Raw genomic sequence first — 15,498 nt, 5'->3', positions numbered from 1 at the left:
TGATAGTGAAAATTGAAAAAATAAAGTACCGTTTGCTGGATATCGTGTTGCGGATATTATTATTTTCGATTCTTTGGTTGATTCTCACTAACGGCGATCCGTCATCCTGGCTGATCGGTGCGCCAGCAATTCTGTTCGCAGTCATTGCAAGTACCAGGCTTGTTTCACCAGTTCCTCTAATATGGTCCGAAGTGCCCGGTTTCATTGCCTTCTTTCTGATACGTTCGCTTGCGGCCGGCGCGGATGTCGCTTATCGCGTACTGCACCCGCTTATGCCCATAGCGCCCGATCTGGTAACGTATCCACTGCGCATACCGCCCGGGCTCCCGCAGGTTTTTATGGCGAATACAGTCAGTCTGATGCCGGGCACATTAAGCGCCGATCTGAATCAAAATATTTTGAAAGTACATATACTGGATAAAGAAAAGAATTTTATGACCGAGCTCGAATCGGTAGAACGGCGCGTGGCGCGAATGTTTGGCGTATCTTTACAGCATGAAGGCAGGAAACAGTAAAGTGGAAAGAATTAAGAACATTTTGTGCATAACCGCGACCGGCAGGAATTACAAACCCGCGCTGGAACGTGCCGTGGCACCGGAAACACCTGGATGCATTGATACATAAAATACCAGGTTTTCTTGAGCAGGATGCGATGGATTATCTCAAGCCGCGGATACATTTATTGAAAGGCGCTGCGCGCAAGAAGCGCGCGCGATCAAACCGCCTGAATTTACAACACCTGTTACGTTGGAGGTGTAATACGAATGCAAGCGCTTTATCAGGTACTGGCTCTTTTTCTGCTGCTCAATTTATGCGTGGGAATGTGGCGCGTATTACACGGTCCGACTACAGCCGACCGTATGCTGGCTGCCCAGCTATTTGGCACGGCCGTAGTGGCGATACTGTTGTTACTGGCGCAAGCATCTGGCAATCCGGCTTTGCGTGACGTTGCCCTGGTTTTCGCTTTGTTGGCAGCGGTTACAGCAGTAACATTCGTGCGGCGCATCTGGCCGGGAATAAAGGAGTCAGAACATGACCGCGACTGATTATATAGCTGCATGCCTGCTCGTTCTGGGCGGCATTTTCTTTTTCGCAGGCACGGCCGGCCTGTTACGCTTGCCGGATGTCTACACACGTCTTCATGCTCTCACCAAGGCCGATAATGTAGGATTGGGTCTCATTGTGTCAGGATTGATCCTGCAGGCTGAATCATGGCTCGTTGCATGCAAATTATTGTTGATCTGGCTGCTGGTGCTGTTTGCTGGCGCCAGCGTTTCTCATTTGATTGCCCGCCGTGCGCGGCATAAGGGGATCCGTGTGTGGAGACCGTAATGATGCCGGTAGCGATATTCGATGCGGTGCTGGGAGCGGCATTGCTATGGCTGGCGTGGCACGCTCTGGCTAGCCCGGACCTGTTTAAAGCCATTGTATTGTTCGTTTCTTTCGGATTGCTGATGGCATTGGCCTGGGTGCGGCTGGACGCGCCGGACATCGCATTGGCCGAGGCAGCCATCGGCGCCGGATTAACCGGTGCGATCTTGCTTGCCACACTAGCAAAGCTACAAACCATGACCGGCAAAAACACTTTCGTATTATCAGCACAGCCGGCTTTCAAGTCGCTGTTTCTGCGTGGATTATTAATCGTTCTGCTGTCAGGATCAGCAGCGGGAATAGGCTATGCAGTCTGGGTTTTGCCGTCTAATTCGAATGGATTGCGTCTGGATGTCGCCGCAAACCTTGACGCCAGCGGCGTGAGTAATCCGGTTACTGCCGTACTGCTCAATTTTCGCGGTTACGATACCATGCTGGAGATGACTGTACTGCTGATGGCGTTGCTGGGAATCTGGTCGCTGGGCGGATTGCCGCCACGGCCCAGAAGGCCTGCCGCTGCTGTACTGGATATTTTTTCACGGTTTCTGGCGCCGGTATTTATACTGGTGGCGGCATATTTGCTGTGGGTCGGCGCCGATGCGCCCGGCGGCGCCTTTCAAGCCGGGTCGGTACTGGGTGCGGCTGGCGTATTGATGCTGTTGAGCGGCTGGCGGCCACATGACCGCTTTACGTTGCGGTACTTACGGTTTGCACTGACAGCCGGCGCAAGTGCTTTTATCATCCTGGGCTTGCTGACAATGCTGCACCAAGGACAATTGTTGGCGTACCCTCCTGCGCAAGCCGGCACGCTGATTCTGTTGCTCGAAAGCCTGGCGACAGTATCAATCGCCGCGACTTTGGCCGCGCTGTTTCTGGCGGAAGCTCCTGATCATACGGAAAATCAATGAATCATGCGCTCTTGTACGCCCTGGTTGGCGTGGGATTGTTTTTGCTGGGCTTTTACGCGCTGATCATACATGCGCATCTGCTGCGTAAAATCCTGGCGCTCAATATCATGGGCAGCGGCGTTTTTCTTGTGCTCGTGGCACTGGCAAAGCGAACGCATGACGCGTATCCTGATCCTGTTCCGCACGCCATGGTGATTACCGGAATCGTGATCGCCGTCTCTGCGACTGCGCTGATGCTTGTTCTGCTGTTAAAAATATTCGCAAAAACCGGTCAGGCTGCATTGTCCGACAGGCATAAAAAATAATGCAGATCGAAACCATGCTCACGGCTGTCGACTGGGCTGTAGTGGTCATCATGCTGCCGCTGGCAGGCGGCATAGCCTGCTTTCTCTGGCCGGTAATGTCTAAACAGCTGGGACTCATCACCGTAACGGGTATTGCGTTGTCGGTCGCGGGACTGGGCTGGCGAATCATGGAGCACGGTGCGTATCGTCATGCCGTGGGCGGCTGGGGGGCGCCATTGGGTATCGATCTGTTTGCCGATGGCCTGAGTCTGTGTATGTTGATCATGATTACCACGGTAGGCTTGGGCATCAGTTTTTATGCAAGCAGTTATTTCGAGTCACGCCGTGCCGTCTGGTTCTGGCCGATCTGGCTGTTTTTACTGGCTGCGCTGAATGCTTTGTTTCTCTCTGCAGATATTTTTAATCTCTATGTAACGCTGGAACTGACCGGCCTGGCCGCCGTTGCATTGACAGCCTTGACAGGCCGAATCGATGCCCTGAACGGCGCCATGCGTTACCTGTTGGCAATGCTGCTGGGATCGCTGACTTACCTGCTCGGTGTCGCGCTGCTTTATCATGATGCCGGCAGCGTGGATATTGCGACACTGGCGCAACGCATCGAGCCCAATGCCACCGTCTGGACGGCTCTGGGACTGATGAGTGCCGGTCTGGCGCTCAAGACCGCACTTTTTCCGTTAAATTTCTGGCTGCCGCCGGCGCACGCGAGCGCACCGGCACCGGTTAGCGCGCTGTTATCTGCGTTGGTCGTAAAAGCTTCGTTTTATATTCTGCTGCGCCTGTGGCTGGAAATCTTCGGATCGTTTGCCGACAACGCTGCGTTGTTACTGGGCCTGTTGGGCGCAACAGCGATTCTCTGGGGTTCCTTGCAGGCTTTGTGCCAGACCAGGATAAAATTGCTGGTCGCCTATTCCACCGTTGCTCAGATCGGCTATCTATTCCTGGCTTATCCCCTGGCTTCAGGCAGCAATGACATGATCTGGAGTGTTGCAGTATATCTTGCTTTCTCGCATGCGCTGGCGAAATCCGCCATGTTTCTGGCTACCGGAAATCTGATACAGTTTGGCGGTCATGACCGTATTACAGACCTGGATCGCGCCGTGCAGCGATTGCCGCTAACAGTTGCCGCCTTTGCACTGGCAGGTGTCAGCATCATGGGTTTACCGCCCAGCAGCGGTTTTACCGGAAAATGGTTGCTGCTCGAGACAGCCGTGACGCAGGAGCGGTGGGATCTCGCCCTCGTCATAATTGCCGGCGGGGTGCTAGCCGCCGGTTATGTTTTTAAAGTATTGGGATATGCGTTTACGCAAGCTGAAAAACCGCATGACGCCAAAACCGTATCCGCAAGCATGGAATGGACGGCCTTTTTGCTGGCCGCCGGCGCCATTCTGCTGGGATTCATGGCGCCTGAAATTCTAACGCTGATTCGCCTGGACATTGCCGTTAATATTGATGGGAAAGCGGTATGAACTGGAGTGTCTGGCTTCCGTTGATGGTAGTGGCAAGCGCGCTGCTGCCGGGTCTGATTATCTTCTGTTTGCCTGAGGAAAAAGTATATTGGCGCACGGTTCTCAATCTGGCCGGCGCCTTTTCCAAACTGCTGCTGACGGGATGGATGTTATGGGGCGTTTATCATGGCTATCAATATGAAGCGCGCATCGTGTTTCTGCCGAATCTTGATCTGGTATTGCGCGCCGATTCCCTCTCGCTATTGTTCATCGCGCTATCCAGCCTGCTCTGGCTATTGACCACAATTTATGCGATTGGCTATCTGGAAGGTTCCCCGCACCGCAGCCGCTTTTTTGGTTTCTTCAGTCTGTGCGTAACCAGCACGAGCGGCGTGGCCCTTTCCGGCAATCTGATTACTTTTCTGTTGTTTTATGAACTGCTGACACTGGTAACCTATCCATTGGTTGTCCATCGGGGCACTGAAGCGGCACGGCAGGCAGGACAAGCCTATCTTATTTACACAATGTCCGGCGGCGCCCTGTTGTTGCTGGGCACAGCGTGGCTTTATACTTTAACGGGAACGCTGGAATTCAAACCGCTGGGCATTTTGCACACACTTGATGAAGAAAATCATCCGGCTCTGATTATTATATTTGCATTACTGATTGCCGGCCTGGGTGTAAAAGCGGCGCTCGTTCCGTTACATGGCTGGCTGCCCCAGGCAATGATTGCGCCTGCGCCTGTCAGTGCTCTGCTGCATGCGGTAGCAGTCGTGAAAGCCGGCGCTTTTGGTATTGTACGTGTTGTATACGATGTGTTCGGCATCGATTTTGCCGCAGGACTTGGCGTTACCGAACCGCTGGCGTGTCTGGCGGCGATAACGATTCTTTACGGTTCATTGCGCGCGCTGACTCAGGATAATCTGAAGCGCAGACTGGCCTTTTCCACGGTCAGTCAAGTGTCTTACATTACGCTGGGTGTTGCGATCGCCGGACCACTGGCCAGTATCGGCGGTGTCGTGCATCTGGTGCATCAGGGCCTGATGAAAATCACGTTGTTCTTCTGTGCGGGCAATCTCGCGGAAACGCTGGGGATTCACAAGGTGCGCGAAATGAATGGCGTCGGGCGGCGTATGCCATGGACCATGACGGCATTCACCATTGGCGCTTTTGGCATGATCGGCGCGCCGCCGATCGCCGGATTTGTCAGCAAGTGGTATCTGGGACTCGGTGCACTGGAAACCGGCGAGTACTGGATGATTCCTGTGCTGGTCGGAAGCGGCCTTCTCAATGCGGTTTACTTCCTGCCGGTTCTGCACCGCGCCTGGTTCCGGGATCCGCCGGACAACTGGCCTAAAGTGCGTAATTTCGGCAATAAAGAAACCGCCTGGGCATTATTGCTGCCACCGGTTATCACCGCAACACTAGCGCTTCTTGCGGGTGTGATGGCATCCGCGTGGTTCAGTCCTCTGGAGTGGGTGAAACTCATCGCACAGCGGGAATTTTATCGCCCATGAACACCGCACTGAGTTTTTACGGGCTACTGTTGGGTGTGTCCTGGCCGTTCCTGCTGGTTTGCCTGCTGGGATTCAAGACGACGCGCATTCCGGCGCTGCTGCTGGCGCCATGGGCCGCACTGCCGATGCTGGCGGCAAGCCTGCTGCCAGCATCTGGCGAGGTGTACTGGCAGCTTCCCGGCATGCTGCTTGGCAGCGAAATGGGGCTGGATACAACGGAGCAGGTATTTATGCTGTTAACAGCAGTGTTATGGAGTGTATCCGGTGTCTATGCCCGTACCTATCTGTCGCGATCAACCCGGCACGCGGAATTTTATATTTACTTTCTGCTGTCGATGGCCGGCAATTTCGGTCTGATTGCGGCGCAGGATGTATTCGGATTTTATTTCGGTTTTTCTTTGATGAGCTTTGCGGCTTACGGCCTTATTGTCTTTGATCGCAGCGCCGCAGCTTTACGGGCCGGGCGAATTTACATTATCTTGACCGTGGCGGGTGAACTGATGGTATTCGTTGCGCTGCTGATGGCGGCGGGTATGACCGGCGCCACCGCCTTCGACGCCATGCGCGCCGGCGTTGCGCTGATGGATCCGGCGGACCGGTACTGGGTGATTCTGCTCGGTGTCACCGGATTCGGCATCAAGGCGGGCATGCTTGGATTGCATATATGGCTGCCGCTGGCGCATCCCGTCGCTCCCGCGCCGGCCAGCGCGGTTTTATCAGGCGCAATGATTAAAGCCGGCCTGCTGGGCTGGCTGCAACTGCTGCCCTTGGGCGAGATGGCCTTGCCCGGCTGGGGAGCAATCATGATCATGCTGGGACTGGCGGCCGCCCTTTATGGTGTGGTAATCGGGCTGATGCAGCACGAGCCGAAGACGCTGCTTGCGTATTCCAGCATAAGCCAGATGGGCGTCATGACCATGGTGGTGGGGCTGGGCATGTTGATTCCGTCCGCCTGGCCGCTCATTTTACCGACGATTGCTTTTTATGCGCTGCACCATGGTTTGAGCAAAGGCGCCCTGTTTTTGGGTACGGGTCTTGCGACTGGCGATGGCCGCAGGCTGCCGCGCCGTATCTGGCTTGTCATGTGGCTTCCCGCGCTGGCGCTGGCAGGCGCGCCCTGGACCAGCGGCATGCTTGCCAAGCAATTCGTCAAAGTAAATGCCGTATATGCTGCAGCGCCATGGGATTCGCTGCTGCCACTTCTGCTGTCAGTCAGCGCACTGGCCACCGCATTACTCATGGCGCGTTTGCTTTATCTGTGCCGGCCTGCCGCTGCGCTTTCGGTTTCGCTGCCCGCTGCAGGCCTGGTTTGGCCCTGGTCGATATTACTGCTGGCGGTTCTGCTGATGCCTTGGTGGCTTGCAGCTGCCATGAGCGTGCCGGAAATAAAAATGCTGCCTGTAACGGATAGCCTCTGGCCGGTTCTGGTGACTGCAGCTATGACCTGGCTTGTATTGCGCCTGGGTATGTTCCGGGCAATTCAAGCCCCGCCTGCCGGGGATATACTGGTGCTAATGACACGCATTTTACCTTTGTTACATTATTTAGAAAATGGCCTGATCCGTCTCACAACCAACTGGAATAAAGCGCAAACAGTAGTGTTAGCATATCTGGCAGAACTGAAATTGATTGCAAAAGAGAAACTTCAAGGCATCGAAAATTATCTGGCGCGCTGGGAAATGGCCATGCTGTTTGCAATCATCATGGCAGTGGGGATAGGGTTCATTGCGGGTGTTAACAATTAGCACGGCAATGCGTTCACGGCTCCGGTTTATCCGTGGAAGGTTTGCAATCCGTGTCCGCGGAACAGGGTTTGCCGCAGCCGCCGTCACACCCCAGCCCCAGCCGCCCGAGTCCGCCGCAGCTGCCGGCAATCGGCTTACGGCCCATCATCACGCCAATCGCCATGGCAGCTATGGCGATTGCCATGACCAGAAAAGCCGCCAGAAAAGTGGCGGCGAAATTTTGTGCATTGCTGGATTCGAAATGGCTGGTAGCGTGCTCGGTAAAAACGCCGCCGCGGTCAGCGATGAACAGTACCTGCAATCCAAGCTGCTCAGCCATCGCCAGCCCCCGCTCAAGACCCAGCACCAGCAACGCGGTTGCCCAGGCATCGGCAAGCATGCAGGTCTCCGCCAGCACGGTAACCGAAGCCAGGCGGCTTTCCGCCGGCCAGCCCGTGGCAGGATCGATGACATGCATGTAACGCCGGTCACCGATCATGAAGTAGTTGCGGTAGTTTCCTGAAGTGGCGAGCGCGGCATTATCGAGAGGCAGCACCTTCTGCACCGTACGGCCTGAGACCTGCGGCTTGTCGATACCGATCTGCCAGGGCAATTGCTGCGCATTGGTTCCGCGCGCGCGGATTTCTCCGCCGATTTCGACCATGTAGTGTTCGATGCCATGGCGCTCAAGCGTTGCAGCGATTTGATCGACCGCATATCCCTTGGCGATTGCGGAAAGATCGACATAGACATCCACACGCGTTTTACGCACAGCACGCGCGCTTTCATCCAGCATAAGCTTGTCATGCCCGGCGCGTTCCAGTGTTGCGGCGATTTCGCCCGCATTGGGAATACCCGGCACCCGCTTTTCCGGCCCAAACCCCCAGAGATTGACCAGCGGACCGATAGTGATATCGAACGCGCCTTCGCTTTGCCGGCCAATTTCAAGCGCAGCCGCGAGAACGGTGTAAAGCGAAGTAGATACAGGTATCCATTCGGTCGAGCCGGAGCGGTTGAATCGCGACAGCTCAGAACCGGCACCGTAAGTGGACATGCTTTGATTGATTTTTGCAAGCTGCTGTTCGATTTCCATCCGGATCGCTTGCACAGATAGAGCATCGGACGCGTGACGGTATTTGACAGTGTAACCGGTGCCCATCGTGCCGCCGGTCAAATGCGATTCCAGCAGCGGCGCAGAAAAGCGGACAAAACCGGCCGCAACGGCAATAATAAGCAGAACAGCGGCGATGGAAATGCTGGCGGTGTGCAGAGGTGTCAATAATCGGATTCGCATAGCCTGGTCATAAAAAATAACAATCAGTCGCCAAAATCATCATACAGGATATTTTCCTGTTCAACACCTTGATCCAGCAGCATTTCAGTAACCGCCTTACTCATCATCGGCGGGCCGCATAAATAATACTCGCAATCTTCCGGCGCGGGATGGTGCTTCAAATACACATCGTACAGCACCTGATGAATAAAGCCGGTGTAACCTTCCCAATTGTCTTCCGGCAAAGGCTCCGACAGTGCCACATGCCATTCGAAGTTTTTATGCTCGTGCGCCAGTCTGTCGAAATCGTCAACATAGAACATTTCATTTTTGGAACGCGCGCCATACCAGAACGTAATCTTGCGCTTGCTGTCGAGACGGCACAGCTGATCAAAGATATGCGAACGCATCGGCGCCATGCCCGCGCCGCCGCCGATGAAAATCATTTCGTTATCGGTTTCGCGCGCGAAGAAATCGCCGAACGGTCCCATGATATCAACCCTGTCGCCGGGTTTGAGCGCGAAGATATATGATGAACCCTGGCCGGGCGGTATACCGCCAGTTTTCGGCGGCGGTGTGGCGATACGCACATTCAGCACGATAATACCGCGTTCCTCCGGATAATTTGCCATCGAATACGCCCGTGTCACGGCTTCCCGGGTTTGCGAAACATATTGCCAGAGATTGAAGCGGTCCCAGTCTTTGCGAAACCGTTCCTCGATGTCGAAATCCTTGAACGCGCAGCGATGCGGCGGACACTCAATCTGAATATAGCCGCCCGCGCGGAATTCGACATTTTCTCCGGCGGGAAGCTCGAGAATCAACTCTTTGATGAAGGTGGCGACGTTATCGTTGGAACGCACCGTGCATTCCCATTTTTTGACACCAAAAACCTCGTCAGGCACGGCAATCTTCATGTTCTGCTTGACCGACAGCTGACAGGACAGGCGATAACCGGCGCGCGCATCGCGCTTATTGATATGCGCGGTTTCGGTCGGCAGAATAGCGCCGCCGCCTTCGAAAACCTTTACCCGGCACTGACCACAGGAACCACCGCCGCCACAGGGTGAGCTCACGAATATTCCCGCGCCGGCCAGCGCGCCAAGGAGTTTTCCGCCAGTCGGCGCTTCAACGGTGCGCTTGTCGTTGACGACTATCTGAGCACTGCCCTCTGTCAGCAGCACAGCGCGCGCGCCCAGGATCAGAAAGACCAGCGCAATGACGATTGACGTGAAAAAAAATACACCCAGGGCAATTTCCAGCATACGGGTGTCCTAAAAATTCAACGCCTTAAGAAAAACAAAGCGCGAATAAACAAAGTCGATGCAGTATATGCCTGCTATGCAAGGAAGCATTTTTTTCGAAAAACAGAATGTTGCGACAAAATCCGGATTTTTTGGGATGCTCATAAGCGTGCTTTATTTCTCCATTACAGCCGGATGCCGGAAAATGCCATGAAACCCAGCGCCATTAATCCGGCGCTGATGAACGTGATGCCCAGCCCCTGCAGACCGTCGGGAACATCCGAATATTTGAGCTTCTCGCGCACGCCGGCCATGGCGGTAATCGCCAGCGCCCAGCCGAAACCGGAGCCGAATCCGTAAGTAACGCTTTCCGCAAAAGTATAGTCGCGCTCCACCATGAACAGCGTGCCGCCGAGAATCGCGCAATTGACGGTAATCAGCGGCAGATAAATACCCAGCGCGTTATACAGCGCGGGCACGAAGCGATCCAGAAACATTTCAAGAATCTGCACCATCGCAGCGATGACGCCGATGTAGCTGACAAAACCCAGAAAGCTGAGATCGACACTGGACAGTCCGGCCCAGTCAAGCGCGCCGTCGCGCAGCAGATAGCGATAGATCAGATTGTTGATGGGCACGGTCAGTGCCTGAACGACGATCACCGCAATACCGAGACCCAGCGCCGTTTCAATTTTTTTTGAAATCGCCAGAAAAGTGCACATGCCCAGAAAAAAAGACAACGCCAGATTTTCGACAAAAACCGCGGTTATAAACAGGTTGACAAGCGTATCCATCAGGTGGTCTCAGTCGGTCGACGCATTTCCTTGATGCGGAATTCAGCCTGTTCCACCTGTGCTTTTTTCCATGAACGCACCACCCAGATGATCAATCCGATCAGAAAAAACGCACTCGGCGGCAACAACAACAGGCCGTTGGGAACATACCAGCCGCCGTCCCTGGCCAGCGGAAAAATTGTATAGTCCAGCAAAGTGCCTGATCCGAACAGTTCACGGATTGTTCCGACGGTCAGTAAAATTGCGCTGAAACCGAGTCCATTGCCCAGGCCGTCGAGAAAACTCGGCCAGGGCGGATTTTTCATGGCGAACGCCTCCGCACGGCCCATTACAATGCAGTTGGTGATAATCAATCCGACAAAAACCGACAGCTCCTTGCTGATTTCATAGGCAAAGGCACGCAGAAACTGATCAACCACGATCACCAGCGAGGCAATAACAGTCATCTGCACTATAATTCGAATATTGGCCGGTATATGATGACGAATCAGGCTGATCACCGAACTCGAACAGGCAACGACCAGCGTTAGCGCAATACTCATGGTAATCGCCGTCGACAGCTGCGTGGTCACCGCGAGCGCCGAACAGATGCCCAGAACCTGCAGAATGATCGGATTATTGTCAACGACCGGAGAAAACAAAATCTTGCGAACAGAATCAGTCATACTATCAACCCCTTTCTCTTTCTTCGCGCAGGCGGGTCAGGTAAGGGCCAAAACCCTCCCTTCCCAGCCAGAAATTCAATAACTGCGTCACACCGCGGGAAGTCAACGTTGCACCTGACAACCCATCCACTTTATGCTGATTATCCGGCGTGGCGCTGGTCACTGTACCCTTGACCAGCTCAATACGCGGATCTCCGTTATCGTCAAAGGCAATTTTGCCTTCCCACAAATCGAGCCACCGGGGATCGTCGACTTCTCCGCCAAGTCCCGGCGTTTCAGCGTGCTGGTAAAACCGGACACCCTGTATCGTCCGCAAATCTTCCCGTAATGCAATATAGCCGTACAGTGTAGACCATAATCCGTAGCCGTAAACCGGCAGAATCAGCGTTTTCAGTCGCCCACTGTCATCGTTGACCCGATAGGCTGGCAGATATCGGGGTTTACGCCGGATCTGCGCCGGATCTGCGCTGCGCGGTAGTGGTTCCGATAGATGCTCGTCTTTGGCCGCTTTTGCGATATCGAAATTTTCCGGATCCAGTGTATCGACCACACGGCCGCTACTGAGTTCTATCATGGCAACATCGATCTGCCGATAGGTCCGCGCGACATTCAGATCCGGCTTCATCAAACCGGCAATCCCGACGATGATGCGCTGACGTTCGATATGCTGGTTAGCCTGCTGAATCGGCCTAAGCAGTACGGCGGCACTGGCGACCAGCAGTGAGCAGACGAGACAGACCGCAAACGCCACCAGCAACGTTTTTGCGTTGCTGTGCGAAGAACGCGGCTTGCGGGACGAACCGGACTCAGCCATGGCGGCGCAGCCTCCGGCGGATATTGATCTGGATTACCACGTAATCAATCAGCGGTGCGAAAATATTGGCAAACAGAATGGCCAGCATGATGCCTTCCGGAAAGGCCGGGTTCACTACGCGTATCAATACCGTCATAAACCCGATCAGCAGACCGAAAACCCAACGCCCTGCGGTAGTCATCGCAGCAGAAACCGGATCTGTCGCCATGAATACCATACCGAAAGCGAAACCGCCCAGTACCAGATGCCAGTGCCACGGCATCGCCATCATCGGATTGTCACCGCTGCCCAGCACATTGAACAGCAGCACTGTCCCTACCATGCCCAGAAAAACACCGGCGATAATCCGCCAGGATGCGACTTTGGTATAAATCAGGAAAACCGCGCCGATCAGACAGGCCAGCGTCGAGGTTTCGCCGAGTGAGCCCGGTATCAGGCCGATAAACGCCTGCCACCAGGTATACCCGGCAACGGTGATGGCGTCGATTCCGCCCAGCGCGCCCATTCCCAGGGGAGTCGCGCTCGAATAACCATCGACCGCCACCCACACCTGGTCGCCGGTAATTTCCGCAGGATAGGCAAAATAGAGAAAAGCGCGGCCGACCAGCGCGGGATTGAGGAAATTTTTGCCTGTGCCGCCGAAAACCTCCTTGCCGATCACCACGCCGAAGCTGATGCCCAGTGCGACCATCCACAGCGGCATATCCGGCGGCAGCGTCAATGCAAACAGCATGGAAGTCACCAGAAAGCCTTCGTTAACCTCATGCTTGCGTACAACCGCAAAAAGTACTTCCCAGAAGCCGCCGACGATTAACGTGGTCAGATAAATCGGTAAAAAATATAAAAAACCATGCGCCATATTGGCCAGAATACTGCCCGGATCGAAGCCAATACCGAGGGCTTGCAGCAGCAGGCCGCGCCAGTCATTCTTGACAATGGCAAGCTCCTGCAGGGCGAGATTGGTCTGGTAACCGGTATTGAACCAGCTCCAGAGTATGCACGGAATCAGCGCAACCACGACATAACTCATCAGACGCTTCAGGTCGACGCCGTCCCGGACATGCGGCGCGGCGCGCGCGGTATCGGCAGGCGTATACAGGAAGGTATCCACCATTTCATACAGCGCATAATATTTCTCAAACCGTCCCCCTTTGGAGAACACCGGCTTCATGGATTCCAGCCAGCGCCGCATCGTTCTTCAGCCCTCCTTCTCGATCTGTCTTAAATTCTCGCGCAATAGCGTACCGTAGTCATGCTTACCGACACAAACAAAGGAGCACAGCGCGAGATCCTCTTCATCCAGTTCGAGACATCCGAGTTTCTGTGCCATCTCGGTATCGCCAACCAGCAGCGAGCGCAGCAACTGCGTGGGCAAAATGTCGAGCGGCATGACTTCTTCAAAGCTGCCGGTGGGTATCATGGCGCGTAGGCTGCCATTCTGGCCGGCGGTAAAATCGAAGGCCTCATGACGTTTACGAAAAAAATCCGGCAGCATTACGTTCATTTGCGAAAACTTTCTTCGTCCGGGTATCAGCCAGCCAAAAAATTCCCGTTCCGGTTTTTCCCGGATGACGCTGATCTGCAAATGATGCCTGCCCAGGTAGGTCGACCACCCGGAAGCCTGCCGTCCGGACCAGACCGAACCGGAGATAATGCGGTTATCTGTCTCCGCGGATGCGCTGAGCTCATTCTCAAGAAGGTCCTCAAGACTCGCGCCCAGCCGTGTGCGCAACAGACGCGGCCGCCTGACTTGCGGCCCACCAAGCGCAATGATGCGCTCAGTCCACAGCCGCCCAGTGGTAAACAGTTTACCAATCGCAATAACTTCCTGATAATTAAGATACCAGACGGTTTTGCGCGCATCGACAGGCTCCAGAAAATGGATATGCGTACCAGCCAGACCGGCCGGATGCGGTCCGGCAAAATCGGCCACATGTAATTGCGGCAGATTACCGGGTAACGGAAAATCCGCATCAGACGCTTTACACACCCACAACGATCCGGACGTTAAATGCGCCAGCACGCTAAGACCATGATGAAAGGATCCGGCCTGCTCACGAATAATCGGCGCGGGACTGGCAGCGAGCGGATTGGTATCGATAGCAGTGACAAAAATCGCAGCGGGTTGCGTTCCCGGATCGGGTATTTTGTTGTAAGGCCGCGTGCGCAGTGCCGTCCACAGACCTGAGGCGAGAAGATTTTCCCTGGCCTGACCGGTTGTCAGACCGGGCAACCGGTCAGGCGCGTAAGCAGAAAAAGTTTCATGGCCTTCAGTTGCGTGATTGTCTGTCGCGCCAAGTTGAATAACGACGGATAAAAGCTTTCGCCGCGCGCCGCGACAAATCGCAATAATCCTGCCCGCCCCCGGTGCCGTGAATCGAACGTCTGGCAGCTTTTTGTGCGTAAACAGCACCTGACCGCACTTGACGTCATCGCCTTCATTGACCTGCATGGCAGGATTGAGGTCGATATAATCCGGGCCCAGTACAGCCACATGATGAACAGGAGCCGCCTGTTCCACTATCGCCTGGTTGACCTGACCGCTAATGGGCAGATCGAGCCCTTTCTTAATCCTTATCAGCATAACCCGTATTCCTGAAAGTAACGTCCGGCGCGAAAGTTGGGCGGATTTATATTTCGGGAGTATCGTATATGTAGCGTTCGAGTTGCTCGATAACGAATTGATGCTCGGATATCACGTCCTTCACCAGATCGCCAATCGACAGAATACCGATGACTTTATCTTTATCGATAACAGGCAGATGACGTATACGCAATTCGGTGATCAGCGCCATGCAATTTTCATTGGTATCGTTCAGACCAACATAAGCGACATGGCGCGTCATGATTTCTTTGACCTGAATATCCTTGACCGGTTTATTCAGCAAATAAGATTTGCGGGAAAAATCCCGTTCGGTCAGAATCCCGACCAGCTCGTCGTCCCGCATGACCAGCAGTGCACCGGTATTGTATTCGGCCATTGACTGCATGGCGTCAAAAACCGATTTTTCAGGGGCGATGCTGATGACTTTGTGTCCCTTGGCCTGCAATAATTGCTCGACAGTTTTCATGGTAAAGCTCCTTTATAAATTGTATTCTGTGCATCTCCGATTTTCTCGGATTTTTTATAATTGTATTAGAATGATAACGCCGCGGGGGGTCAAAATGGGTTGTCATTAAAATGGCGCCATACCGCGTTATTCGTTGCGCATTCGGAACAATAAGCAAGCCGCGCTTCTCATGCCTTGCCTGACGCTATTTCGAAGACAACAAAAATAATTTCCTGATTGTCGTCCTTCTAATGTATCTGAATGGATACCTCCAGCAGGTTAAAGTTTATCCCAAAATCAAACAAGAGTAGATAATCTTCGGCGGTTACTATTATCACTGAACATTATCATCGCCTGAATTACCGCCAGCCCAGCCGGGTTTCTGTTT

16 protein-coding genes are annotated in these 15,498 nt (G+C 54.2%); 8 read left to right on the top strand and 8 right to left on the bottom strand.

All coding sequences use genetic code 11. From position 1 onward, the window contains the following. Positions 1-5: 5 nt before the first annotated feature. From BMY60_RS03915 to BMY60_RS03880, 8 genes are all read left to right on the top strand, one after another. Positions 6-515: a Na+/H+ antiporter subunit E gene (locus tag BMY60_RS03915; RefSeq protein ID WP_218141616.1), complete on the top strand. Its 510-nt coding sequence runs from the start codon at positions 6-8 to the stop codon at positions 513-515. A 249-nt stretch (positions 516-764) separates the two neighbouring features. Continuing rightward, positions 765-1,046: an MrpF/PhaF family protein gene (locus tag BMY60_RS03910; RefSeq protein WP_090331374.1), complete on the top strand. Its 282-nt coding sequence runs from the start codon at positions 765-767 to the stop codon at positions 1,044-1,046. Beyond that, positions 1,033-1,332, top strand: coding sequence for a monovalent cation/H(+) antiporter subunit G (mnhG, locus tag BMY60_RS03905; protein WP_090331372.1), 300 nt, complete (start codon positions 1,033-1,035; stop codon positions 1,330-1,332). Before BMY60_RS03910 ends, mnhG begins: the two co-directional genes overlap by 14 nt. Next, positions 1,320-2,279: a hydrogen gas-evolving membrane-bound hydrogenase subunit E gene (gene mbhE / locus BMY60_RS03900; RefSeq protein WP_218141615.1), complete on the top strand. Its 960-nt coding sequence runs from the start codon at positions 1,320-1,322 to the stop codon at positions 2,277-2,279. The genes mnhG and mbhE overlap by 13 nt, the downstream gene beginning before the upstream one ends. Further along, on the top strand, positions 2,276-2,584 hold the full coding sequence (locus tag BMY60_RS03895) for a sodium:proton antiporter (RefSeq protein ID WP_090331368.1): 309 nt from the start codon (positions 2,276-2,278) through the stop codon (positions 2,582-2,584). The genes mbhE and BMY60_RS03895 overlap by 4 nt, the downstream gene beginning before the upstream one ends. Further along, positions 2,584-4,050, top strand: a complete 1,467-nt coding sequence (locus BMY60_RS03890) for a complex I subunit 5 family protein (RefSeq protein WP_177166571.1) — start codon at positions 2,584-2,586, stop codon at positions 4,048-4,050. The genes BMY60_RS03895 and BMY60_RS03890 overlap by 1 nt, the downstream gene beginning before the upstream one ends. Beyond that, entirely contained in the window at positions 4,047-5,546 is a 1,500-nt protein-coding gene (locus tag BMY60_RS03885) for a complex I subunit 5 family protein (RefSeq protein WP_090331366.1), read from the top strand. The genes BMY60_RS03890 and BMY60_RS03885 overlap by 4 nt, the downstream gene beginning before the upstream one ends. Further along, positions 5,543-7,291, top strand: a complete 1,749-nt coding sequence (locus BMY60_RS03880; RefSeq protein WP_090331364.1) for a complex I subunit 5 family protein — start codon at positions 5,543-5,545, stop codon at positions 7,289-7,291. The genes BMY60_RS03885 and BMY60_RS03880 overlap by 4 nt, the downstream gene beginning before the upstream one ends. A 13-nt stretch (positions 7,292-7,304) precedes the next feature. Here BMY60_RS03880 and BMY60_RS03875 read toward each other — a convergent pair whose 3' ends face one another. From BMY60_RS03875 to BMY60_RS03840, 8 genes are all read right to left on the bottom strand, one after another. Further along, a complete protein-coding gene (locus tag BMY60_RS03875) occupies positions 7,305-8,564 on the bottom strand; it encodes an FAD:protein FMN transferase (protein ID WP_090331362.1) in 1,260 nt (419 codons plus the stop codon). A 23-nt stretch (positions 8,565-8,587) separates the two neighbouring features. After that, entirely contained in the window at positions 8,588-9,808 is a 1,221-nt protein-coding gene (gene nqrF / locus BMY60_RS03870) for an NADH:ubiquinone reductase (Na(+)-transporting) subunit F (protein ID WP_090331360.1), read from the bottom strand. Between the two features lie 164 nt (positions 9,809-9,972). Further along, positions 9,973-10,581: an NADH:ubiquinone reductase (Na(+)-transporting) subunit E gene (nqrE, locus tag BMY60_RS03865; protein ID WP_090331358.1), complete on the bottom strand. Its 609-nt coding sequence runs from the start codon at positions 10,579-10,581 to the stop codon at positions 9,973-9,975. Then, a complete protein-coding gene (locus BMY60_RS03860) occupies positions 10,581-11,246 on the bottom strand; it encodes an NADH:ubiquinone reductase (Na(+)-transporting) subunit D (protein ID WP_090331357.1) in 666 nt (221 codons plus the stop codon). The genes nqrE and BMY60_RS03860 overlap by 1 nt, the downstream gene beginning before the upstream one ends. Before the next feature lie 4 nt (positions 11,247-11,250). Further along, positions 11,251-12,060 carry a Na(+)-translocating NADH-quinone reductase subunit C gene (locus BMY60_RS03855; protein ID WP_090331355.1) on the bottom strand — a complete coding sequence of 270 codons (810 nt, stop codon included), beginning with the start codon at positions 12,058-12,060 and terminating at the stop codon, positions 11,251-11,253. Beyond that, positions 12,053-13,252 (bottom strand): NADH:ubiquinone reductase (Na(+)-transporting) subunit B, encoded by a 1,200-nt coding sequence (locus tag BMY60_RS03850; RefSeq protein WP_090331354.1) that lies wholly within the window; start codon positions 13,250-13,252, stop codon positions 12,053-12,055. Before BMY60_RS03850 ends, BMY60_RS03855 begins: the two co-directional genes overlap by 8 nt. Positions 13,253-13,258: 6 nt before the next feature. Further along, positions 13,259-14,644, bottom strand: a complete 1,386-nt coding sequence (locus BMY60_RS03845) for a Na(+)-translocating NADH-quinone reductase subunit A (RefSeq protein WP_218141614.1) — start codon at positions 14,642-14,644, stop codon at positions 13,259-13,261. Between the two features lie 46 nt (positions 14,645-14,690). Beyond that, positions 14,691-15,131, bottom strand: coding sequence for a CBS domain-containing protein (locus BMY60_RS03840; protein ID WP_090331352.1), 441 nt, complete (start codon positions 15,129-15,131; stop codon positions 14,691-14,693). Positions 15,132-15,498 lie beyond the last annotated feature (367 nt).

The sequence above is a fragment of the Nitrosomonas sp. Nm51 genome (assembly GCF_900111165.1).
Classification (GTDB): domain Bacteria; phylum Pseudomonadota; class Gammaproteobacteria; order Burkholderiales; family Nitrosomonadaceae; genus Nitrosomonas.
This window is presented reverse-complemented; position numbering and strand designations above follow the sequence as displayed.

Coding starts and splice junctions, on each gene's coding strand:
- BMY60_RS03910 (WP_090331374.1), top strand. CDS start 765: ATGCAAGCGCTTTATCAGGTACTGGCTCTTTTTCTGCTGCTCAATTTA.
- mnhG (WP_090331372.1), top strand. CDS start 1,033: ATGACCGCGACTGATTATATAGCTGCATGCCTGCTCGTTCTGGGCGGC.
- BMY60_RS03895 (WP_090331368.1), top strand. CDS start 2,276: ATGAATCATGCGCTCTTGTACGCCCTGGTTGGCGTGGGATTGTTTTTG.
- BMY60_RS03890 (WP_177166571.1), top strand. CDS start 2,584: ATGCAGATCGAAACCATGCTCACGGCTGTCGACTGGGCTGTAGTGGTC.
- BMY60_RS03885 (WP_090331366.1), top strand. CDS start 4,047: ATGAACTGGAGTGTCTGGCTTCCGTTGATGGTAGTGGCAAGCGCGCTG.
- BMY60_RS03880 (WP_090331364.1), top strand. CDS start 5,543: ATGAACACCGCACTGAGTTTTTACGGGCTACTGTTGGGTGTGTCCTGG.
- BMY60_RS03875 (WP_090331362.1), bottom strand. CDS start 8,564: ATGCGAATCCGATTATTGACACCTCTGCACACCGCCAGCATTTCCATC.
- nqrF (WP_090331360.1), bottom strand. CDS start 9,808: ATGCTGGAAATTGCCCTGGGTGTATTTTTTTTCACGTCAATCGTCATT.
- nqrE (WP_090331358.1), bottom strand. CDS start 10,581: ATGGATACGCTTGTCAACCTGTTTATAACCGCGGTTTTTGTCGAAAAT.
- BMY60_RS03860 (WP_090331357.1), bottom strand. CDS start 11,246: ATGACTGATTCTGTTCGCAAGATTTTGTTTTCTCCGGTCGTTGACAAT.
- BMY60_RS03855 (WP_090331355.1), bottom strand. CDS start 12,060: ATGGCTGAGTCCGGTTCGTCCCGCAAGCCGCGTTCTTCGCACAGCAAC.
- BMY60_RS03850 (WP_090331354.1), bottom strand. CDS start 13,252: ATGCGGCGCTGGCTGGAATCCATGAAGCCGGTGTTCTCCAAAGGGGGA.
- BMY60_RS03845 (WP_218141614.1), bottom strand. CDS start 14,644: ATGCTGATAAGGATTAAGAAAGGGCTCGATCTGCCCATTAGCGGTCAG.
- BMY60_RS03840 (WP_090331352.1), bottom strand. CDS start 15,131: ATGAAAACTGTCGAGCAATTATTGCAGGCCAAGGGACACAAAGTCATC.